Origin of the sequence: Sphingopyxis sp. L1A2A, assembly GCF_005502465.1 — a bacterium.
Classification (GTDB): Bacteria; Pseudomonadota; Alphaproteobacteria; order Sphingomonadales; family Sphingomonadaceae; genus Sphingopyxis.
This window is the reverse complement of record NZ_SCOT01000041.1, coordinates 1-22,114: the sequence shown is the minus strand read 5'-3', so window position 1 is coordinate 22,114 and position 22,114 is coordinate 1. Positions and strand designations below refer to the sequence as shown.

The following is a 22,114-nucleotide window of genomic DNA, read 5'->3' as shown; positions in this document are numbered from 1 at the left end:
TAGCGATTGGGATTACGAGACAACATGGAAACGCCTTTCGACTGGGTCACCGTCATCATTTTTGCCGGTATGGTGGTCCTCTTCCTCCAGCGATCGTCGATGGATGAACCGCCCGACTCTATCTGGCAGTATCTGCCGCCTGCCGTCGGCTGCGCGCTCGCCAATTATCTCGGCAATGAAGGCTATGTCGTGCCGGCGGTGGCTGTGCTGATTGCCGTGGGGGTGTATCTGATCCGCGTGCTGCACGTCCGTATGCCCGGCGCCTGAGTGGATAGCTGGGCTTCCGGTAGGGACTGACGGGACAGGCTTCCTTTTTCCTCTCGGCCGATGTCCTCGATTTCATGGTCGGAATGGGCATGCGTTTTGTACCACATATTTGCTTTCGGACCTTCTTACCATCCGAAGCCGATCGCGTTGTGCCCGCTGACGCCGTCCTTGAAACTGCTTCGCCATTTGGGCGCCGCGCGACTTCACCTTTGCCGATAATTCCTCCCCGCTTGCTGTCTTTGGATCGCTCGCGCTGGGACCGGTGTTCGAATTCGTCGTCTACAGATTGCTGGCGACAGAGAAGGAGTCGCGCCGCCTACGAGGATGGTTCGCCTGGGGAGGATGCCTTATGCGCTTTATATATTATCCACACGCCGGTTAAGGCAGCGATCCAGCATGCCTTCCCTTTTCTTCCCACTGAATTGCTACGCTGGGGGACAGAAAAACGGTGCACATGCTGCTTGTCGGCGCCGGTTTTCCGGCGGCTACGATTTTTCACGACTGGGTCGAAAATGACTTTGCGGGCCGTCTCGACTGTTTTACGGCGCAGCGCCGCGAAGTGGGGCCGCTTTAATGCGACGCGTCTGTAGCGCAATGCGCCGCGATCGCGGCCAACAAACAGGGTAGGCATAGAGTCGCAAGCCGATAAAAGGTCGACATTCGTCCCAAGCCAGCGCAATTGCAGAGCGGGGACGATCATTTGGGCGCATGCCTATATTCTTTCAGGCTCGATCATTGCGGGCGGCATCAGAAAAGCGATTTAAAATGAACTGGCTCACGCGAATTTTCTCTCTTGGGCGGGAAGACACTTGGACGAGTTCCGCCGAGGAACCCGGCGAACACGTCGAGGTCAGTCCGTTCCCGACGGCGGCGGCTTCGCGGCCAGGATTTGCGGTCAGTGCAACGGCACTTGAAGGGCTGACCGGGCGCCGTGGAGTTGGTCGCGCCCGGCATGTCCCGGCACAGGCGTTCACCCCCTCACAGCCCGTGTCCTCGATCGAACGGTTTGCGGGCCGTAGCGCACTCCTCGACCGCGTCATCCGTGCGATCGAGGACCAGCAACTGCACGTAATCATCTACGGCGATCGCGGGATCGGGAAAACTTCGCTAATGCGCGTGGTCGCGGAACTGGCAAAGAGCGCCCGTTATATTGTCCATTTCACTTCCTGCGGCGAGCAAAGCGAATTTTCTGAGACATTTCGTTCGGTGGCAAGCCAGATCCGTCTACTCTATGACGGTTCGCTCGACCCCGGCGACGAGGATGTCGAGCGCGGCGGGACGCTCGCCGACCGGCTGCCTGTCGGCGACTTCACCGCGTCGCAACTGACTGAAGTGCTCGAGGGTATTTCGGGTACCCGCGTATTGATCATGCTCGACGAATTCGATCGCGCTGAATCGCCCCGGTTCCGTGCATCGATCGCAGAGCTGATCAAGAATCTGTCGGACAGGTCGATCCGCGTCCAGATCATGATCGCGGGCGTTGCGTCGAACCTCACGGACCTGATCGCGCATATTCCCTCGATCCGACGCAATATCATCGGCATTGCGGTCCCAAATATGGACGAGGACGAAATTCGCGAGATGGTAACGATCGCTAACAAAAATGGCGGTCCGGCTTTTCTTCCCGCGGCAGTCGAAGCGCTGGCGAGAGTGTCGGCGGGCCTGCCCTATCTTGCAGCGCTGATTGGGCAGCATGCCGCGATTGCAGCTATCGAGCAGCAATCGCCGGAAGTGACCGCCGACCATGTTAGCGTCGCGACCGAGCGAGCTGCTGCAGATATTCTGAGCCGCCTTTCGCCACTGGTGACGCACAGTCTCCGGGACGAGCGGGCGCGCGAACCTGGCAGTCTCTTGTGGTCATGCGCTGCCGATGCGATCGAGAATGACGGATTGATTAGCTCCCCTGCGCTGATCGCTAAGCTGTCTGACGAAGGAGCGGCCTTCAAAGGGCTGGTTCTGCCCGTTGACGGCGATCCGCTTGAGCGGTGGCAATTCATCGAGGATGGCGTGTCCTCATATATCTGGTTGGCCGTAACCGCTGACGGCGAAATCGCTCGAAAACCCCGATGTTAAAAACTTGTCCTAAATCGAGACGTAAATTATCATCCTAGGGCAAATGGTTTACAAAATCTTATTGCACCGCAACGAGATTAAGGGCACTGACAATCAACGATTAAACGGTTTGCGAGTCGATTGGGCTCTCAGGCTATCAGTTTGAAGCAACAGGCGGAGCGATAATATGTACAAGAAGGCACTTAAGGCAGCAGCTCTGGCTTCTGTAATCGGCATTGGCTTTTCCTCGGCGCCAGCAGCGGCTGCGCCGGTAATCTCCTGCACCACCACAAGCTGCACCTTCGGTAACGCCGATCCGACGGTCGTTGCGGGCCCTTTCAACGATAGCTACACTTTCGTTCTGCCCTATGCGCGCACATTCGTCGGCCAGATTTTTTCGCAAGCGGTCAATTTTCCGGTCGATAACGTAAACTTCGTATCGAACGGCGTTCGCCTCGACGGAGTACAGTTTGCTAATACCAGCGTAGGCAACCCCGAAATCCGCGACATCACTACCGTGCTCGCGGCTGGGACGCATACCATCACGGTGCGCGGCTCTGCGGGTCCCGATGGGTTCTACACCGGTACGGCCACGCTCGGTGGCGTTCCTGAGCCGATGACCTGGGCGATGATGTTCCTCGGCTTCGGTCTTGTCGGTGCTGGGCTGCGCCGCCGTTCGAAGCAGACTGTGCGCGTCGCCTACGCCTGACGCTAAACCGATTAGAAAAAGCCCGCACCTCTCGGTGCGGGCTTTTTCATGCCCGGATCAAATTCTTAGGCGCGATCCCGTCCGATCGTCGTGTGGCAGACGCCGACCGTTTGTATTCGACTTAGGCATTATATCTTCAGGCCAGACATGTCCGAGCAGATCGAATGGGCCTTGCACGCCTAGCTCTGGATAGCGGACAGAAGAAAACGCCGCGCCGGCACACTTCGTCATGCGGCGCCCTCTCTTCTTTACGATCGGTGTGCCAGCTGCGCCGCGCGTTTGGTTCCCACCAGCGCCTGCCGCGATATGGGTGCGACGGCCGACAGCATTGTGATTAGCAGGGCGTCGATGCGCGCGAACTCGGGCTGATCGTTTGTGCGGACCGCCGAAGCGCGAACAAGTACACCATCGCCGATATAACCCTCCATTGCGGTTTCGAGCCGGACACGCCGCTGCTCACCTGCTGTGCGCGGAAGCGCATCGCCAAGCCGCGTCCAATAAACGATATCCTCGACGCGCTCGCCAAGTCGCGCCGTGAGCCGGACAACCGGAATTGAGACGCCGGAATCCAAGTCAAGCGATCCAAGCGCGCGCCCGACAATGGCAAAGCCCACCGCGGGATAACAACTTTCAGGGCGATGCAGCTGCAGCCCGTCGCTTTGCTCTTTGCCATAGGTCGCGAGCATCATAACAGGGGACGCGCTCGAACCATCGGCATAGCTACGTACGAGCATTTCGTCGTAGAGTCGGCCCGCCAGCGTTCCTTCGGTGGGCGGCAGAACGATGTTGTCGTTCGGATCTTGGTGCCAGCGGCCGAAGGCAACGGGAATGATCGATGAGAGCTTCTTGCTTGGCGGCAGTAGCAACCGATGCTCGCGAGGACGCAGCCATTCTGCGGTAGCGAGCGATCCTGCGCAAGCGAGGGCAATCAGGATGTCGCGCCGATCAATCCTCATATGCGTACCTTGGCGGACCCAAGCAACATCCGCAGCAGCTTGTCGGTCAGAACCATGAGGCTGAGCGCGACAGCGAAGAGTAGCATGCCCGTGGTGGCATGCATGAAGCCCTGCGCAACAGCATCGCCGTAATGATAGGTCAAGAGGATGAGGATCGACACGCGGATGATGTTAACGACCACTGCGATCGGAATGATGCACAGGGCGAGTAGCGCCGCGTGCTTCCAGCTCGCGCGGTGCAGCAGATAGATATAGAACATGCTAACCGACATCAGCCCCATTAGGCTGTTCATGCCAGCGCAGGCTTCTTCGACCAGCAGCTGATACTGGGCTACGGTGATAACGACGCCTTCGCGAAACACCGGATAGCCGAGCATCGAAAGTAGTGATGATGCCGAGATCGACACCAGCTGTTGCAGGGGTGCAGTCACATAATCGAGCACCCATCCCGGAATCGGGATGAGAAAGGCCAGATAGGAGAAAGGAAACAAGTTGGAGAAGATACGTCTCCAACCGACCCGAAGCGCGACCATCGCCAGGAACGCGCCGTAAAACCCGCTCCCCTCGAGCAGCAGAAGGTCATAAGCGCGTCCGAAAATCCAGCTCGCGAGTGCGAACCCGATCAGCAAATAGGCTGGCCAGGACTGACGGGGACCGGGGGTCACCGGTGACCGAAGCAGGCCTTGGTGCCAGATCAGCCAAGCTCCGGTCGCAATAACGATCGGCCCATGTGAGCCGGCTTCCGTGGTCCAGCTTTGCTCCGCAAGCGTGATGATCGTCGGTATCCCGATCAGCAGCACCCCAGCGATTAGGGGCCAGGAAATATTCTGCCCGTTACCGGCTGCCGCGCCTTCCGGCGGTAAGGTCGCGACGGGCGGCCTATTCGATGACATTGAGAAAGGAGCCGATGACATTGGCCCGGTCGGTCTGCAACTCGGTGATCAGCCGCCGCATGTCCGACAAATAACTGCGATCCTTACGCGCAATAACCAAAGCATGGCGAACTAGCGCGGCAATGCGCCGCGTGTCAGCACTGCTGCTCGCGGGAGGGCAATCGACGATCGTGAGATCGAAACTGCGGACACAATTTTCGATTAGGGTCTGAAATCGCGTCTTCGAAAGCAGGCGCTGTGCCTGTTCGGTGGGGGATCCTGAAAACATGATCGACAGATTGGGAATGACGTCTGGATTAATGAGCGCGAGCTCCGAATCTTGATCGCTCGCCAAGTAATCGGACAAGCCCCGCGTCGGCTGCTCGGACAGGAAATATTGATCGAGCGAAGGTTCGCGCAAATTGCAGTCGAGCAGCAAAGTGTGCACGCCGGCCTGCGCCATGGCGACAGCTAGGTTGGCCGCAACGAAGCTCACACCGACCCCCGCAGTGGCGCCACAGATCGCTAACGAACGCTTGCCATCCTGCAGATGCTTACTCACTAGTTGGTTGCGCAGAGACGCGATCGACTCGACCTCAAGCGAATGCGGGTCGTGCAGGACGACAAGCTTTTCGCTAAAGCCGAACCGTCCGTTGTTTACCGCAGCCGGCCTAAGGTCGGTGCCTGTTCGCTGTTCATACGTCATAAAGATGCTTCTTGGATGATCAAGGGATGGGGTCGGCGCCTGCGGGCATGCACCTTACCCACTGCCCGATCCCGGCAGAAGGCGGGTCAGTTTGCTCTTGGGAGCGGGAAGTGACCCCGCCATCATGCCGAGCACCGGCACGCCTTCGATATAGATATCGTCGATCGCGCGCACGCGGCGAAATAGCAGTTCGATGATCAACGACGTCAACACGCCGAACGCCAAGCCGAGCGCGATCGCGCCCGCCAGCAGTGGAATCTTTTTGGGGAAACTCGGGGCCTGCGGCGCCACAGCACTGCCCAGAAAGGTCAGCCCCGTTTCATCTGACTCGGCCTGTTGATCGAGCTGCGAAGCGCGCGTCGCGGTTCGTTCCAGCTCTTCGCGCGCCACGCGCACATTGACCATCAGCTGGCGTGCTTCCGCGACCTTGCCGCGCTGCGCGAGCACCTTCTGCTGCTGCGCGTTGAACATCGCACCGATCGACGGACCCGTCATCCTTCCGCCGCTCCCGGCCGCAGCGCGGGCGGCGGCCATTTCGCGCGAGGCGTTTGCGGCCACTACGGCGCGCTGCTGACGCATTGCGATGAGGTCGGGGTGGTTAGGTCCAAGCGTCTGGGAGGCTGTCGCAATCGTCGCGTCGATCTGCGCCAATTGCGTCTGCGAGGGCGAAGCAACCGGCGCGGCGATCGGTGCCGTCATGGTTGGCGGGGCCGGCGCCGTGCTAGCGAGTGCCGCAAGCCGGGCCGATTCGGCGTCGGTGTCATTGTCCTGCAGGACAATATTATTGGCCTGCTCGAACGCGGCTTTGCTCGCTTCGGCGTCCGCCACCTCTTTCTTGAGTTTTTCCGTCTGCTGCTTGAACCAGTCGGCATTTCGCCGTGCGGCCTGCTGCTTGAAAAGCATTGTCTGGTCGGAATAGGCCTGCCGCAGCTGATCTGCGATGCGCGCAGTGGTTTCCGGCTGCTCGCCGGTGTAAGTGATTTCCATGATATTGCTCGCATCGATGAGTTTCGCATCGGTGCGGTCGATAACGCGCTGTGCCAACCAGCGATGCAGCGGTAGATCGGATCCAGAGGCACGATATTGCGCCGTCAGCTCGGGAGAACCGGTCCAGCCGAATGCATCGACGACACGGCCCGCAACTCGATAATCCTTGATCAGTTCGGTCTGCGTCTTGACATAAGCGCGCGCGAAAGAAGACGACAGGGCTTCGCCGGACACTGGATCAGGCCGCACGATATCGAGAATTAGGCGCGACGAGGCTTCATACCGCGACGGGACGAGCTGGATTACCAGCAGCGCCCCAATTAGGCACGCGATGAGCGAGGTCACGGTAATGGCCCGGCGTGCCCACAGAATCCGGAAAAATTGTTGGACGCTCATGCCTTGATCCCTTTGTCGCCGTGCTGGCAGGAAAAATTAAAAGAACCGTTCACCCACCACGATCACGTCGCCGCCCTTAATCGGTGCCGCCGGATCGAATTTGCGCAACTCGACGCCGTCGCGGAATACCTTGACCCGGCTTTCCGAGCCGAGCTGCGTCAGCCCGCCGCCGCGCGCGAGTGCCATGCGCAGGCTCATGCTACGTTCGACCTTATAGCTTCCGGGGGCATTGACCTGCCCGTAGATGAAGTACTGCGCTGCCGCTGCGACAAACAATTTGTCACCGGGGTTGACGATCGGATCGGCCTCGGCGCCGCCGATCGCGACATCGCGAATGATAAGCGTCAGTTCCTCACCGGTTTCGCGCCGGATGACGATTTCATCGGCGCCTGTCGGTCGGGTGCCACCGACGCGGGCGAGAATTTCCGACACGTGATAGGCCCGATCGACTGGAACGAGGCCCGGGGTTACGACTTCGCCCAGCACCGTAACATACCGGCTCGCAAAAGTCGCTACGACGACGGCGACCTGCGCTGACGTGTAGAAGCCACCATCGATCAACGCGCGGTGCACATCTTCGCGAAACTGTAGCACGGTGCGATCGACCGCGCGCACGTCGCCGATCAGCGGCAGCCGCACCGTTCCGTCGGCTTGGATCTGGACGCGCGCTTGAAAATCGGTCCGGCCTACGAGGTTCACCTCTATCACGTCGCCGACCCCGAGCACATAGCCTTCGCTGAGCGACCCAGCATCGGCAGCAGGGGTATTCGGGGCCACCGGCGCGGCCGAGAGCGGCGGCGGCGCCCCCGGAGCCATTTGCGCCATCGCGGAGGGCAGAAGCGAAAGGCAGGCAAGAGCCGGAGCTACCAGGATCAGGCCGAGCCGACGGAGCGAAATAAAGCCACGGACGTTCATAATAATCCTCAAAAAACAGCTAGCTGGTCGGCTTAAAGCGAAAGCGATAGGGTAGCACGCGCAAATGCACCGTCATAGTCGAAGAATGTGCCGTTCGCGTTGCGCCGTTCATAGCCGCCGGAGAGACCAACCTGCCACCGGCGCCCGAAATCGTAGGTGAAGCCGCCTCCAACGAGCTGCCGTGTTTCTCGATCAATGAACGTGCCCACTTGCGGGGTCGCATAGCGATAGGATTTTTTCTCATACAGATAATTGGCCTGCAGGCGCATGCGATCGTTCACCGCATAAGTCAGCTGGATCAGATTCGGTTGCGTGCGCAAATAGGCGGCATCGCTCGATAGGCTATTGACGAACTGCCGACCCGTCGACGCCGTCACTTGCAGGCGCTCGCCGAACTGGGCGGTTATTTCGGCGTCCCAAGTCAGGCCCGAGGTGTTAGGCACAAGCACGCCGCCGCCGCCAATAGCGCTGCGGCCGATCGAGACCTGAGCGTCCAATCGCGATCCGATGTCGCGTCGGTATCGCGCGCCAATGGTTGTGATATGATAGCTCACCTTACGGCCCGCCAGGGCGGGCTGGTTCAAAAGGTCGATGTCGCGGCGCCCTGCATAAGCGGTCAGATCACCGAAGTTGGGCGTGGAGTAGGATAATCCTCCCTGATATTCTAGCTCATTATATTCGGCTCGGTCACGAATGATGTTGCTATTGCGCGCAATCACATAGCCGAGATGGGCGATCGGACGCAGCCCATAGTCTCGGCCGCAGGTGATATCGCCCTGATATTCCTGGAGCGTCTCGGCGTTTTTGACGGCGAAGGCCGGACTGTTGTTGACGAATGCGATGTCGCCAAGGTCGGACTGGCGACGACTGATTCCCGCCGTCAGTTCAACGCGGCATGGACCAACGGGCTGCTTGACACCGCCTTCGAGGCCGATCCGTTCGCGATTGAGCTGAGAATTTCGACGATAGAAATCATAACCGGCTGACCCGTTCAGCCACAACCGCGTTTGCCCTAGATTGCGCGCAAGATCGACCGACAGGCTCGGCGTGATCCGCTGATCCGATCGCGAGAGGCCGCGCGCCGCGGCGCGCGCCGCATCCGACCGCGCGACGTTGCTGTTAAATTCAGCCGTAACTTCCAACTTGATATCGCTGACGGGCGCGACGTCGGACTGCGCGAGAGTGGGCGTAGACAATCCTGTGGTGACTGTCCCTATTAACGCGAGAAGCATCATCTGTTTGGAATAGGCGGCATGGCGTTGCATTGGTGGAGGTCCTGTTTTAGCGTCCAATTCCGTAATTTTCCCCGGCTGCGGGGTACTCAGCTTTCGCGTAGTCGAGAGGCGCGACTAGCGGATTGCCGTCGATATGAAAAGCGACGTCATGACGCTATCGGCGGCCCAAAATGATCCGCCGGATCGTACCGGCAAAATTGCGGGTTGCCTCGCCAATCCCCGCACGCCAAGCCGCGCGTCCAATCAGCAGGCCGCGCATTTGAGGCAGCGGCTGTCCGGTCACCCGCACCGCCGCCGCCCGCGCGAAAATCACCCGTTTGCGGCGAACTTGCCCGGGCTGCATCAGGTCCACCTCGGCGATCGGGCAGTCGGTGACCTCGCAGATGCCCGCAGCGACAGCATCATTGAGCAGGCGGTCGCCCGCTCCGCTGCGAGTCAAGACAAGGCTACGCCCATCAGCTTCGTCGAACATCGGATAGCCGCTCTCGCCGCCGTACCAAGCGTCAGCGCAGGCAATGTCGGCAACGCCGCCAACCGCATCGGGGCAGATTTTGCACCGGAACTGCACCTCTTTCGAGAGATGACCGCCCCAGCTATCATGGTAGCTCATCGTCCCGATCGTCCCACCTCGTGTTTCCGCCCGGGCTTCCCCGGGCCAGCCGTTTCCCCGATAGCGGAAGCGAATAACGTCTGCGGGATTGAGACCCATCGCACCGATAACGCGGTCGGTGCCCTTTAGGCTCGGCATGCCGCCGCAGAAAAAAGCAAACATGAACGGAATACGGCGCGCTACGCGAGGATCCTGCTCGCCGAGCAGGCGCAGCGCGGACACGTCGCAAGGCTTGCCGATAAACAGAATGCGCTCGTCGCGTGAAAGTAGCGCGTCGATCGTGCTGAGCGGGCTGGTGGCGCCATACCGCGAGCCGGCGCCGGCTAATATGTCAGCGCGCGTTCGCGATAATGAAAGAATGTTGTGCGTCGCGCGATCGGGGTCTGCATGGATGTGCGCGACGGCATCGACTTGGCCGCTTTCAAGCGCGTGGAGTGCCAGCGCTGACAAGAGTCCGCCCGACGATCCCGCGAACCGTAAGTCGGGATCATTCGCATGTCCCGTCATCACTCGGTGATAGGGACCCCAATAGGGATGCATCGCCTGCGTCTGGCGCCATGGCGCGACCACCGCGCCGGGACAGGCAGCAGCGATACGCGCCTCGACCGTTGGCGGGAGAGGCTTGACGACTGTCGGTCGAGCATATCCGGGATCAACGAGGCGCATCTCAATCGATCCCTGGCTGATCCCGGCGCACAGCCCGCATCCCGCGCACAGCTGGCCGTCCACGACCGAGTCGATGACAGGCGATCCCGTCGGTCGATCGTCAATACGCATAGCGTGATGTCACTTTTGTTCGGCCTGGTGCGGTACCGAGGTCAATTCGCGGCCGTTGCTGGAGCAGGACCCAGGCTTTGCTGTGTCTCTCCCTTGCGCGGGGCGAGGTCGAGCGCCTTGTTATACCGCACTGTCTTCATGCCGTCGCGAAGAATTTCGGAAAGTCGGGAATAGACCTGCTGGTTGGTACGGGCGGTTTGCAGCAGGTCACTTGCGATCTTGGCCGCGGTTTCGCCGGTGACAGGTTCGATTCGGGTTTCGCGAATCTGATTGACCGTGAAATCGCCTTCCTTGGGCAGCACGAAAATCTCGTTCTGCTTCAGCGCAGCAATTTGCCGCACTGCCCCTGGCTCCATCGCCAGCGCATCGATCACTCCCATTGAGGTGCGGGTCGGCAAGTTGTATTTTGCGAGCACGGCTTGGACCTGTTCGATCGTGGTAAGCGGTTCGAGTTCTTTGATGATGTTCGGGCTTGGCGAGCCGATGCCGATCTGTTCTACGAGAAAAATCTTCCGCGAACCGAACAGATCAGGATTGTCGAGAATGAACTGCTGCACTTCGTCGGCGGATATCACCGGCACATTTCGGCCAAGCGACCGCTGCAACAGTGTGACGTAGGCGATCTGCTCGGCCTTCTGCTTGGCGATCGCGCCGGTTGGCGTGTTGGCGAGATCCTGTTTTTCGGCGGCATCCGCAAGCAGATAGCGATTGATGATCTGCTGGAGCGCGGCGCGGCGCATCTGCTGCTGCTCTTCGGTCGAGCCGGCGCGCAGCGGTCCCATTTCGGCGTCCAGCTGCGTAGAGGTGATTTCCTTTCCGTCGACGGTTGCTACCACTTGGCCCGTGGGCTCAGAAGCGGAATTGCACCCGGTCAGCACGAGGACGCAGGACAGCATCAATGTGGTCGATAAAGATTTCATGTTAAGTTGCCTTTTGTACGATAGATAAACAGCTGCAGCGGCGTGCGGGCACCCTGGGGGATTTCAGCCATCACATAAGCCGGTTCCTCTTGCGAATTCTGTCTAGTCCTTGGATTGCGGCTATGGCTGGTTCCAGAACAGGCGTTCACGCCATTCCTGCCTTATGAAAGATTGGTCATGTCTTCTCTCAAAATTTGTCTTGCAGCATCCGGCGGCGGACATATTCGTCAACTTCTCGACCTGCTCCCCGCCTTCTCGGGGCATCAATGCTTCTTTATGACTGAATCCACAGCCCTTGGCCAATCGATTAACTCCGAATTTCCGACCTATTTTGTCGACCATGTCGCACTCGGCCAAGCGCGGCTCGGAAACCCCTTCAAAATGATTGCCGCAGCTGTGCGCAACGCGGTTCAGTCGGCCCGCATTATTCGGCACGAGCGGCCCGATATCATTGTTTCGACCGGCGCCGGGTCGATGGCGTTCGGGATGCTGTGGGGCCGTCTGTCCGGTGCGAGGCTCGTACTCGTCGACAGTTTTGCACGAGTGCGGGCTCCGTCTGCTTTTGCTCGGCTCGTGGGTCCGCTTGCACATTATCGCGTGGCGCAGTCGCAGGGTGCGGCCGGGGGTCGAACGGATATCCCGATCTTCGACCCTTTTCGTCTCGTCGATTCCCCGAGGCCCGAAAAACAGGATCTTCTGTTTGCCACCGTGGGAGCGACGTTGCCCTTCGACCGGCTTGTCACCATGGTAGCGAGCGCTAAGTGCCGCGGCTTGACTCCTGAGCGCGTGCTTGTCCAGGTCGGTGAGGGAGGAGCGATGCCTGAAGGCCTTGACGCGGTCGAAGCGATGACCTTCGATAGCATCCGCCAGACACTGCAGGACGCCGACGTCGTCGTCTGCCATGCCGGCACCGGATCGCTGATAACGGCGCTCCAGGCGGGCTGCCACGTAATCGCGGTTCCGCGCCTGTTTGAACTGCGCGAGCATTATGACGATCATCAGCTCGAGATAGCCGGCGCTTTGGCCGATCGTGGGTTCGTCCAAGTCGCACGGGACCAGGCCGAACTTGACGCTGCCCTGCGATCAGTAAAGACGCGCTCAGCGGCGATGGCAACAACAGATCCCCAAGCACTCATTAGCTTTATACGCGATATCATTGCCGAAGTGCAGGCGGCTCGTGCCGCTCAATAAGCTTCGCTGTGCATCAGGACGCGGACCGTGCCGAGCAGGATCGTGATATCGCGCGACAGCCGCCAGCCGTTAACATATTCGAGGTCGGCCTGCAGCCGTTGTTCAAGGTCTTCGGTCCGGTGCGTCGCGCCGCGAAAGCCCCGAATCTGCGCAAGGCCAGTGATTCCCGGGCGCAGCGTGTGGCGCATCCAATATTGCGGACTGATGTGCCAAAATAGCTGGTCGCCCGCGCGCGATCCCAGCGCGTGCGGGCGCGGGCCAACGATGCTCATCTCGCCGCGCAACACATTGATCAGCTGCGGGAGCTCGTCGATACTCGTCGCGCGAATGAAACGCCCGATTCTGGTCACGCGAGCGTCGTCGCGGAGCGTCGACTGCGAGCCATCGGCACCTTCGCCATTTAGCCGCATGCTGCGGAACTTCCAAATATGAAACATCGAATTGGACTGGCCGACGCGCGGCTGCTTAAAGATCGCCGGGCCTGGGCTCTCAAGTTTGATCAAAATTGCGACAACGATCAGCAAGGGGCCGAGCGCAATAAGCAGTGGGACGGCAACGGCGAGGTCAAAAAGCCGCTTTTTTATCCGGTTGTTGAGACTAAGCGGCGTGCGCGACACCACGATCGTGTCTTGACCCGCCAACTCGCCGACCCCGATTGCGCCCAGCCGATTTTCGTCGCGCAGCAGGATCTCGCCCATGACGCCAGTTCCCTTGAGAACGAGCGACCAGCGGGTCTGGTCATCGCGGGATGCCGAGACGATCACACGATCATAGTCGCGAATCGCGTTGGCGATCCGGTCGAGCATGGCGGGATTGTTGACATCGGGCACCAAGCCTTCGATTCGCGCGTCAACGATGCTAAGGCCTGCGAATCCATGGACGGCCGGCATGATCCCGCCGTCGATGATCAGCAGTTCGTCGGTCAGCCTGTGCTTGAACGCGCTGCCGATCGCCATGTCGACAACCAGCCGCCCCGCGATCATACCGATTGCACTGAAGAGAATCGCCACAATATATCCCGCGCGTGACACCTGCACGCCCGATTTGGTCAAAAATGTGTAGAGAATGACGAGCAGCGCCGCGAGTAGCAGCGCTGCAATCGGTCGCCTTATGGCCTCGAACTGATTGCGGATGGTCTCAAGCGCATAACTGTTCTGATTGGCGGTCAGCAGCAAATATGTCACCGCAACCACGAGGCTAAGGTTTAGTCCCTCGGCCATCAGATATTGGGGATTGCGAATCAATTGAGCGACGAAGAACCCCAGCAGGATCGATAAAATGTCGATCACCACCAAGCTGCTGTAGGTTGCAATTCGCCACACATAGCGTGGGACACGTTTCGGACTCGATGTCTGAAATCTGACCTCAGCACTTCGGGATATAGGTGCATTCACTATGAAACTGGCCGTTCGCTATGGTCATGGCGGGATAGCGGTGCTGAGGTCTAGCGCCAGATTGTTAAGTTTCAATGAGAAATGACACGTTTCCGTCCCGTTTTTGGTCAACTTTGACCAATGACAAGCCCGACGGCGGGCCGAACGGGGATCAGAAAATCCGAACCGCGGCGTAAATTAACAGTGCGAGCGCCGTCAGTAACGTCAGATAGCCAACATAGCGTGAGGCAATACGCTCCAAAGATATGAATTTATGGTGAAATGACGCGCTGGGGACCTCTTCAAAGAAGTGATCAACAACCGGGCTGCCTGACCCTTGCTTCAAACCCATATCGCGACACCCTTACCGCTGCGTCGCCTCTATACGAGCGACTTCAGCTAATCATTAATCGGTTAACGCGTAATGTAAATGAAAGTTTCTCCAGCTTGCGCCGCGACTTACCGAACAGCAAGGGTGAGACCGAAATTTCAGAGGGCGAATGATGACGCAAAAGGCAGCATCGACGCGTCGTTTTTCAGGAAAATGCTAGCCAGGTGATTGCGCCGATGCTGGCCCAGCAAAGCGCCGCCAGCCCGGTGATCAGAGTGAGGCGGCTCTGGTGCAGCCGCGCCGCTATCGAGTCCGTCGGAGCCTTCACATGCTGTTGCATCTGGGATTCCAGCGTCGCGTACAGAGCATGAACCGGAGAAGGCGTCGCAACGCTGTTCTCGTCAGCGACCACAATCTTGTCGGATCTCGCCTGACGCCGAGAAGGTCGCACATAGTCCCGGTCGTTGCGATATCTGAAGGCATGCAAGGCAGGTCCCCTTCTACAAGACCCACTTATTGATGAAATCGGTTAGGAAATGGTGAAGATTTCAGCGCTGCGCTTTGTCGAGCAGCGCGGACCACCAATCCCCGTTTTCGAGATACCAGGCAAGCGTCTCGGCGAAGCCGGCGGCAAAATCGCGTCGCGGCGCATAGCCGAGTTCGTTGCTGATCTTGCTGGCGTTGATCGCATAGCGGCGGTCATGACCCTGCCGGTCCGTGACATAGGATTTCAGCGAAGCGCTCGGCTGACCGTTCGCTGCGGGCGCGGCAGGAAAGCGCTGTGCAAGGCTAGGTGTATCGACGAAGGCGCGATCCAGCGCAGTGCAAATTGCGTCGATGACCGCGATGTTGGTCAGTTCCTGACCACCGCCGATATTATAGACTTCACCGGAGCGGCCGTTTGCGATCACCTTTTCAATGCCTTGGCAATGATCGTCGACGTGCAGCCAGTCGCGTACATTCATGCCATCGCCGTAAATGGGCAGGGCAATGCCGCGAAGGCAGTTGAGTAGGAAAAGAGGGATCAGTTTTTCGGGATATTGATAGGGCCCGTAATTGTTCGAACAATTGCTGATCGTTGTATCGAGCCCATACGTGTGGTGATAGGCGCGGACCAAATGGTCGGACCCTGCCTTCGAGGCCGAATAGGGTGAATTGGGCGAATAGGTTGTCGTTTCGCTGAACGCTGGGTCATCGGGTCCCAGCGATCCATAGACTTCGTCGGTCGACACATGATGAAAGCGATGTGGGCGGCCCGAACCCCGGTCGAGCCACTCGGCCTTAGCCGCCATCAGGAGGCTGTGCGTGCCGACCACATTGGTTTCGATGAACGCCGCCGGCCCGCTAATCGATCGGTCAACATGGCTTTCTGCAGCGAAGTGAACGACCGTCGAAATGTCATGGTTGCGCAGTATTTGCCTCACCAGTTCGGTGTCGCCGATATCGCCTACGACCAACCGCACCTGATCGAGTCCATCCAGATTGGCGGCGTTCCCCGCATAGGTCAGGGCGTCGAGCACGAGGATTTCATCGTTGGGATGCGCGCGTCGCCAATGGCGTACGAAGTTCGTGCCGATGAAGCCGGCCCCGCCGGTGATCAGGATGCTAGCCATGGGAGAGGTCCTTCATGTTCCGCTTTTTGATGCTTGCGCGGCCAGTTCGCCCAACATCGCTGACAGTCCGTCGCGCCAGCCAGGTAGGGGGCGACCGATCGCGGCGATGCTGCTGGCGCAGTCGAGAATGCTATAGGCGGGACGTCGCGCTGGCGTAGGATAGTCCGCGCTGCCAATCGGCTCCACTACCGCGCAGGCGGGCGAGAGCAAGCCGCATTTGATCGCTTCGTCGCGAATGGCCTCGGCAAATGCGAACCAACTTGTGCCGCCTGCGCCGGTGACATGGTGAATGCCTGTCGCGCCCGCTCGAGACAGATCCCAGACTGCTTGCGCCAGATGGGTCGCCCAAGTGGGGCTGCCCTGCTGGTCTGCTACGACGCGCAGCACGTCCCGTTCGCCCATCAGCCGCAACATCGTGTTGACGAAATTTCTTCCTGTTGCGGCATGGACCCAGGCAGTACGGACGATCAAATCCTTTGCAGCCACGGCCTGCTCGCCGCCCAATTTGCTCGCACCATAGACATTGATCGGGTGGGGCTCGCTGTCTGGCGCAATCGGATGGCACGCGCTGCCGTCGAATACGAAATCTGTCGAAATTTGGATCAGACGGGCGCCGGTCTGCCGTGCGGCTCGTGCCATTTCCGTCACGGCTGTAGCGTTGATCCTCCACGCAAGGTCGGGTTCGCTTTCCGCCTTGTCGACCGCGGTATAAGCGGCCGAATTTATGATCATCGTCGGATTGAGCGCGATCAATTGTGGGGCGATCCGATCGGTCAGCGCGAGGTCAAGCGTGTTACGATCCAGAGCGATGACTGTCTGACTCTCGGGAGCACTCGCCAAAAGGGCCCGCCCGAGCTGGCCATTCGCACCGGTAATCACAATCGTCATGGGTAGACCGGCGCCTCGCAAAGCAATTTGCCTTCGCTATCCTTGCCCGACAGGAGGGCGGCACCGTTATCCATTGGCCATGCGATCCCGATCTTCGGATCATTCCAAAGGAGGCAATGCTCGCATTCGGGCTGATATGGAGCGGTGCATTTATAAAGGAAATCGGTATCGTCGGCGAGTGCCAGGAAGCCATGGGCGAACCCCGGCGGTACCCATAGCATGCGCTTGTTTTCAGCGCTCAGTTCGACACCGTACCAACGCCCAAAGTCCGGCGACGACCGCCTTATGTCGACGACGACATCGAACGCGGCACCGTTCGTCACCCGCACAAGCTTACCCTGCGCCCCTGGCAGCTGATAATGCAATCCACGCAGAACATTGCGCTGCGATCGGCTGTGATTGTCTTGGACGAAGGCAAAATCTATTCCTGCGCGGGCGAAGGTATCGGCGTTCCAGCTTTCAAAAAAAAAGCCGCGGTCGTCACTGAAGACGCGCGGTGAGAGCAATTTGACGTCGGGCAGCAGTGTCGGAGTGATTTCCATCGGCTTGTCACCGCACGACCGGAAAAAATGCCATCTGACGCGGATGCCCGCGCATGTTCGCATCTGGTGTGAGGGCATCACTTGTCACTTGCAGTCACTCCCGTTCCGAGTTTACGCTGGGGCGATGATGCCCTCTACGGCAAAGGTCAACCGCGTTAACCCCGAAAAAGGCCAGACTGCTGCGCTGCGAACGCGGGCGAGAAGTATTCCGACGCGCAGTACACGGCGATGCCGCTCGGGCTGACAGATCGCTGCCACCCTCGCGTGATCCGGGAATGACTCGTGCGGCAAGGATTTGCGGGGAACGGATGGCAGAGAAGCGGGGAACGGATGGCAGAGAAGGCGGCACGGGTGGGAATCGCGATCAGGAGTTGCGCGCGTTGCCGTCCGGCGAGCGGCATTGACGAGAGTTTCGGTACACTGGTAAAGTCGGCGCTGGTGGAAAAGAAGGCTGGCTGATGGTTTTTGCGTGCAGCTTTTTCATTGGCCTCTTGTCCGCATTGGCTTATCGGGTGCTCCGGCACGGAACGATCCGGCCGACTGCTGGTGAACGGCGCGTCGAGGTCTGGTCGAAAATGGCCTTTTTTGCTTGTCCGATTGTCTTAGGTGTGTGGGTCGCGCTAACCCTTGTCGAGCGCTTTCCAGACTGATGTGCCTATGCTCGGCAGCCAGCGACGGTGGTGCCTTCGCTATAAGCGCTGGTCCGCCACGTGCGACGAGATGATCCGCAGTTCGGAATGGTCATGCGCGCCGGATATGCTGGGTAGCGCAGCTGACGACGTCGAGCGGGGCTCCAATTCTCGCGAAGTTCTCAAAGGTTGATATTGATCTTCACGCAGTCTGGCTCGACTCCCATGATCGCCGCGATCTGATACCGGCTCGCTGCGAGCACTTCGGGGAGGGTTTCGAGAAGTGGTATAGAATGGCTCATGAGCTGCTGGCTGGGAACACCTAAGATCTTGGCCAACTCTGCCATTCGATGGCGGCGCGGCTGCGACCGATCGCTCTCCCAATTGCTGATGGCCACCGCGGTAACGCCGAGTTTTTCGGCAATATCTATCTGAGATATCCGTTTGGCTTTTCTTAGTCGCAGGAGTCTGGCTCCAAAGGTTTCGACGGGGTCAGAAAGGCTCTGCGAATCTAACTCAACGTCAATCTTGCGCGAAACGGCCCTTTCGAGAAGGTCCGCGGCCACCGGCTCATCAAATTGACAGCCAAACAACTTCGCCCCGGTCCACGTGATTTCACCGAGCGCAACCGCTGCATCACCAAACTCCGTCTCTATCTTTCCGCCAAACTTCAGCGGATGACCGCTTTCGATCAACATGCCCGAAGTCGAAAGACTATGCAGTTGCACTGGAACCTGGCGCCATCCTTCGCGCGGCGGCGCTGCATGGAGCGCAACCCGAAGCAGCCCGCCCGTTGAGGCCGGGAAATCGAGAACACCCGAAATTGCCATATATGATCAGCCTATACCCACATTTAGTTCACTTATCCGCTTCGACCGCAACCACGTCAACGAACGCATACAAATCTCTGACGGTACCTGCATGCGCGCCGAAATCGGAGGCGGTCAATGACCGCAAACGAGGTAGATCGATTGCCCAGTACTACTTCAGCAGATCGACCGCAAAGGCGCGCACTTCTGCGGCAATGTCGGGGCGTTCGAGCGCGACCGCCAGATTGGCCTGGATATATCCGGCCTTCGACCCGCAGTCGTAACGCGCCCCGTCAAAGGTCACGGCGTGGAACGGCTGGGTGCCGATCATCGACGCCATCGCGTCGGTCAGCTGGATCTCGCCGCCCGCGCCCTTTTCCTGCCCCTCGAGCACGCGCATCACCTCGGGCTGGAGGATGTAGCGGCCCGATATGATCAGGTTCGACGGCGCGTCGGCCACCGACGGCTTCTCAACCAGTCCGGTGACCTCGGTCAGCGACCCGTCGCGCGCGCCGGGCGCGATCACGCCATAGCTCGATACTTGGTCGCGCGGCACTTCGAGCACCGAAATCAGGTTGCCGCCGACCTGGTGGTACGCATCGACCATCTGTTTCATGCAGCCGGGCGATCCGTGCATGAACTCGTCGGGCAGGAAGATCGCAAAGGGTTCGTCGCCGACGATCGCGCGCGCGCACCAGATCGCGTGGCCGAGGCCCAGCGGTTCCTGTTGGCGGACATAGGCGCAATTGCCGGGGCCAAGCCGCGTCGGCTCCAGCACCGACAGATCCTTGCCGCGTTCGGACATCGTCTTTTCCAGCTCGAAGGCGATGTCGAAATGATCCTCGATCGCGCTCTTGCCGCGACCGGTGACAAAGATCATCTGCTCGATCCCCGCCTCGCGCGCTTCGTCGACCGCGTACTGGATCAGCGGGCGATCGACGATCGGCAGCATCTCCTTCGGGATCGCCTTGGTCGCCGGCAGGAAGCGGGTGCCGAGACCGGCAACGGGAAAAACGGCTTTGCGGATCGGTTTCATATAAGGCTCTCCAGAAACGGAATCGAGTCAGCCGCAGGTTGCCGCGTTGGTCGCAAACCGGCATCTGAATTTAGTGTATTGTCGCGTGCTTGTCGAAGGTCGTCCCGCGCGGCTGCCATGCAAGTTGGTGCCCAGCCAGTAACCTGATCCTCGTGACTATCCCAGCTACTACTAAGGTCTTTGAAGGCATAGTCACGAATATCAGGACTGTCGCTGCCGTTGTCTATGTGCTGCTCTTAGGGGATAAGCCAAACCACTAGTGCCACCGCTGCCGTCCACAACAACGACGTCAGACCGAAAATCACCAACATTTTGTTCAGAAACGGCATTTGCCACCGCTTGCGTGCGACTGTCGAATCAATTTCCCTGCTGAGGGCTGAGGCCTTGTGTACAATTTGCGCGTGGGATGCAGGTTTTGTGAAACTTCCTTGCAGAAGTGCCGCACTGATCGTGCCCGCAGTGAGATGCTCGACAAACTTGCAGCCTGCCAGATCACCACTAGCCCAGACAACCTCCGCAAGTTTTATATTCGTTTTCGAGAGTTCGACGTCGATAACATCTCCCACCTCCAGAATGGCGCTGATTTCGATTAGTAGTCCAGTCTCAGATATGTCGTGAACAATAGCTGTGCTCGACGCCAGCCCCGACGCTTGCGCATTGACTTCGAGACGCAACTTGCGCCGACTACGTCCCCGCTGATCCAATGAAAATTCGATAATTGCCTTTTGTGGTTTCAATGCCATCAATGCAGACCTTTCTGGAACCGAAGTGCCAGCCGGACCGTTAAATTTGCATCAACGCGGAATGACCGGACGCTTGCAAGGCGGACGTAAGACGGAAGAAAATTAGCTTTGGCGATCGCAGGCGCATGCGATGCGGCGCACGCTGGATTGAAGCCACGCGCGGTCAAGACGGCAAAAACTGCAAAATCCAGCAGCGCCAGCCCGAATCTGAAGAAGCTGAAAAGGGTGGTCGCCGAGCCGGCTAGAAATTGACCCTGTCCCGGATGATCGCGACTATCCGTTTGGTTGATTGACGAGCAAAACGTTTCGGATATGATTTCGTAACTTTGGCGACCCAACAACCTGGAGCGTGGCCGAGGGGCTGCATTGTCATATGCCGAAAAGGCCGTGTCTGGCTGGCGCGGCCTTTTTGCCGTCCTGCAAATTCCTAGTATGACGACCTTGCCTTGTGAACCGCGGAATCAGTTGAACATTTCGCACTTACCTGCGCATATCTTGGAGCCTCGTCCCGGAAGCCTTCTCCGGACGTTGATCCTAAAGAGCGCACTTCATTGTTAGCGCAAAATCAACCTGAATTGCGTAACCCCGCGAATGCGTCGCAGCGCATCGCCGAGTATCCGTGGAATTGCGACTTTTACGGATCTCTTGGACCACCCCCAGATGGCGATGCGCTGCACGCGATAATGGATGCGGTGGCGTCACGAAGTTGTCAGAACCATTCTTCGTGCACCACCCGCGCCTCAGAGATCCAGCGTCGCAAGCGCTTGGGCGGCCGCGCCGCGGTTGAGGTGGCCATAGTGACGTTCGATCATCTCTGTGCTCGTTCCGCTAATCTGCGCGACGGCTAATCGAAAGATCGTGGAACGGGCGAACGAGCTAAAGCTGCTCTGACCTTGCCACCAGCAAAGGGTGCTGCAGCAGTTCATGGCACGTCGGCTTGATGGCCATCATCTCCACCAGCTGGCTCAAACGGCCGCGCGTGACCGTGGTGTCATCATAGGTCAACGCGATGATCGGTTGTGCCCTGTTCTGATGAGCGCTTAGTCTCGCCTCGAAAGCGGGGCGCTGATCGAAATCGAGCACAGTCCAGGCTGGGAGGTTATGCTCCAGCTCTTCGGCAGACATCGGGGTGACCTTTGCAAAAGCTGCTGGCAGCATGATGCGAACCTCGGTTCCGGAAGTGCTCGAGGACAGAATCTCGAGCGACCCGCACAGCGTTTCGATGATCTTTTTTGCCGCGCCGAAGCCGGAGCCGGTTCCTTGCATCGTTTCGTTCGCGCGCAGCCGGGTCACAGTGCCGTCGTTGAGTGCGGTAACGACCTCGCCAGGCATGCCACAGCCGCTGTCGCGAAGAGTGATCACCGCACACCCCCCGGCGACCGCGAGATGGATACTGGCACCGCCGGTTGCGGTGTATTTGTAACTATTGCCAAGCAGATTAGCGGTAAGCGTGGTCAGGAAACCGCCATCGCTTAGCTGTCGCGGGATTTAGCGTCGGTGTAGGCGGCTCTTCCCTGTGCCCGTCGCTTGGCGAGCTTCGCCATGCGTGCGTTGATC

The 22,114-nt window shown here is 59.1% G+C and carries 21 protein-coding genes; 5 read left to right on the top strand and 16 right to left on the bottom strand.

The genetic code is table 11. The features are described from left to right. The first annotated feature begins 24 nt into the window (after window positions 1–24). The 4 genes from FFS68_RS15885 to FFS68_RS15875 all read left to right on the top strand — a co-directional run bounded on the left by FFS68_RS15885 (window position 25) and on the right by FFS68_RS15875 (window position 3,028). A complete protein-coding gene (locus tag FFS68_RS15885) occupies window positions 25–267 on the top strand; it encodes an XrtV sorting system accessory protein (protein WP_137754173.1) in 243 nt (80 codons plus the stop codon). Window positions 268–715: 448 nt separating this feature from the next. Continuing rightward, window positions 716–841, top strand: coding sequence for a hypothetical protein (locus FFS68_RS18230; RefSeq protein WP_283214608.1), 126 nt, complete (start codon window positions 716–718; stop codon window positions 839–841). Window positions 842–1,032: 191 nt separating this feature from the next. After that, window positions 1,033–2,340, top strand: a complete 1,308-nt coding sequence (locus tag FFS68_RS15880) for an AAA family ATPase (RefSeq protein ID WP_171003920.1) — start codon at window positions 1,033–1,035, stop codon at window positions 2,338–2,340. A 166-nt stretch (window positions 2,341–2,506) separates the two neighbouring features. Next, window positions 2,507–3,028, top strand: coding sequence for an FxDxF family PEP-CTERM protein (locus FFS68_RS15875; protein ID WP_137754171.1), 522 nt, complete (start codon window positions 2,507–2,509; stop codon window positions 3,026–3,028). 248 nt (window positions 3,029–3,276) lie between these two features. On the opposite strand, the gene epsI is transcribed toward FFS68_RS15875, so the two are convergent. The 8 genes from epsI to FFS68_RS15835 all read right to left on the bottom strand — a co-directional run bounded on the left by epsI (window position 3,277) and on the right by FFS68_RS15835 (window position 11,402). Then, the gene (epsI, locus tag FFS68_RS15870) at window positions 3,277–3,984 is read right to left on the bottom strand and encodes an exosortase-associated protein EpsI, V-type (RefSeq protein WP_137754170.1); all 708 of its coding nucleotides are present in this window, start codon (window positions 3,982–3,984) and stop codon (window positions 3,277–3,279) included. Then, the gene (gene xrt, locus FFS68_RS15865) at window positions 3,981–4,784 is read right to left on the bottom strand and encodes an exosortase (RefSeq protein ID WP_171003919.1); all 804 of its coding nucleotides are present in this window, start codon (window positions 4,782–4,784) and stop codon (window positions 3,981–3,983) included. Before xrt ends, epsI begins: the two co-directional genes overlap by 4 nt. A 79-nt stretch (window positions 4,785–4,863) precedes the next feature. Continuing rightward, entirely contained in the window at window positions 4,864–5,562 is a 699-nt protein-coding gene (locus tag FFS68_RS15860; protein WP_137754168.1) for a CpsD/CapB family tyrosine-protein kinase, read from the bottom strand. A gap of 54 nt (window positions 5,563–5,616) precedes the next feature. Beyond that, a complete protein-coding gene (locus FFS68_RS15855) occupies window positions 5,617–6,945 on the bottom strand; it encodes a chain length determinant protein (protein WP_137754167.1) in 1,329 nt (442 codons plus the stop codon). Window positions 6,946–6,981: 36 nt separating this feature from the next. Further along, on the bottom strand, window positions 6,982–7,860 hold the full coding sequence (locus FFS68_RS15850; RefSeq protein WP_137754166.1) for an SLBB domain-containing protein: 879 nt from the start codon (window positions 7,858–7,860) through the stop codon (window positions 6,982–6,984). A 32-nt stretch (window positions 7,861–7,892) separates the two neighbouring features. Then, the gene (locus tag FFS68_RS15845) at window positions 7,893–9,125 is read right to left on the bottom strand and encodes a porin (RefSeq protein WP_137754165.1); all 1,233 of its coding nucleotides are present in this window, start codon (window positions 9,123–9,125) and stop codon (window positions 7,893–7,895) included. A 124-nt stretch (window positions 9,126–9,249) separates the two neighbouring features. Beyond that, window positions 9,250–10,434: a Coenzyme F420 hydrogenase/dehydrogenase, beta subunit C-terminal domain gene (locus tag FFS68_RS15840; RefSeq protein WP_171003918.1), complete on the bottom strand. Its 1,185-nt coding sequence runs from the start codon at window positions 10,432–10,434 to the stop codon at window positions 9,250–9,252. 89 nt (window positions 10,435–10,523) lie between these two features. After that, window positions 10,524–11,402 carry a SurA N-terminal domain-containing protein gene (locus FFS68_RS15835; protein ID WP_137754163.1) on the bottom strand — a complete coding sequence of 293 codons (879 nt, stop codon included), beginning with the start codon at window positions 11,400–11,402 and terminating at the stop codon, window positions 10,524–10,526. A 177-nt stretch (window positions 11,403–11,579) separates the two neighbouring features. Between FFS68_RS15835 and FFS68_RS15830 the strand changes: the two genes are divergently transcribed. Then, window positions 11,580–12,593, top strand: a complete 1,014-nt coding sequence (locus FFS68_RS15830) for a beta-1,4-glucuronosyltransferase WelK (RefSeq protein WP_137754162.1) — start codon at window positions 11,580–11,582, stop codon at window positions 12,591–12,593. On the opposite strand, the gene FFS68_RS15825 is transcribed toward FFS68_RS15830, so the two are convergent. The 8 genes from FFS68_RS15825 to FFS68_RS15785 all read right to left on the bottom strand — a co-directional run bounded on the left by FFS68_RS15825 (window position 12,587) and on the right by FFS68_RS15785 (window position 22,015). After that, window positions 12,587–13,882, bottom strand: coding sequence for an exopolysaccharide biosynthesis polyprenyl glycosylphosphotransferase (locus FFS68_RS15825; protein WP_171003917.1), 1,296 nt, complete (start codon window positions 13,880–13,882; stop codon window positions 12,587–12,589). The genes FFS68_RS15830 and FFS68_RS15825 overlap by 7 nt on opposite strands. A 963-nt stretch (window positions 13,883–14,845) precedes the next feature. Further along, a complete protein-coding gene (gene rfbB, locus FFS68_RS15820; protein WP_137754160.1) occupies window positions 14,846–15,910 on the bottom strand; it encodes a dTDP-glucose 4,6-dehydratase in 1,065 nt (354 codons plus the stop codon). Between the two features lie 12 nt (window positions 15,911–15,922). Beyond that, on the bottom strand, window positions 15,923–16,798 hold the full coding sequence (rfbD, locus tag FFS68_RS15815) for a dTDP-4-dehydrorhamnose reductase (RefSeq protein ID WP_137754159.1): 876 nt from the start codon (window positions 16,796–16,798) through the stop codon (window positions 15,923–15,925). Then, window positions 16,795–17,340, bottom strand: a complete 546-nt coding sequence (rfbC, locus tag FFS68_RS15810) for a dTDP-4-dehydrorhamnose 3,5-epimerase (RefSeq protein WP_137754158.1) — start codon at window positions 17,338–17,340, stop codon at window positions 16,795–16,797. The genes rfbD and rfbC overlap by 4 nt, the downstream gene beginning before the upstream one ends. An 811-nt stretch (window positions 17,341–18,151) precedes the next feature. Next, entirely contained in the window at window positions 18,152–18,799 is a 648-nt protein-coding gene (locus FFS68_RS15805) for a helix-turn-helix transcriptional regulator (protein WP_137754157.1), read from the bottom strand. A gap of 151 nt (window positions 18,800–18,950) precedes the next feature. Next, a complete protein-coding gene (galU, locus tag FFS68_RS15800) occupies window positions 18,951–19,814 on the bottom strand; it encodes a UTP--glucose-1-phosphate uridylyltransferase GalU (protein WP_137754156.1) in 864 nt (287 codons plus the stop codon). Between the two features lie 236 nt (window positions 19,815–20,050). After that, window positions 20,051–20,557: a PilZ domain-containing protein gene (locus FFS68_RS15795; protein WP_137754155.1), complete on the bottom strand. Its 507-nt coding sequence runs from the start codon at window positions 20,555–20,557 to the stop codon at window positions 20,051–20,053. Between the two features lie 876 nt (window positions 20,558–21,433). Further along, on the bottom strand, window positions 21,434–22,015 hold the full coding sequence (locus FFS68_RS15785) for an ATP-binding protein (protein WP_283214609.1): 582 nt from the start codon (window positions 22,013–22,015) through the stop codon (window positions 21,434–21,436). Between the last annotated feature and the right edge of the window lie 99 nt (window positions 22,016–22,114).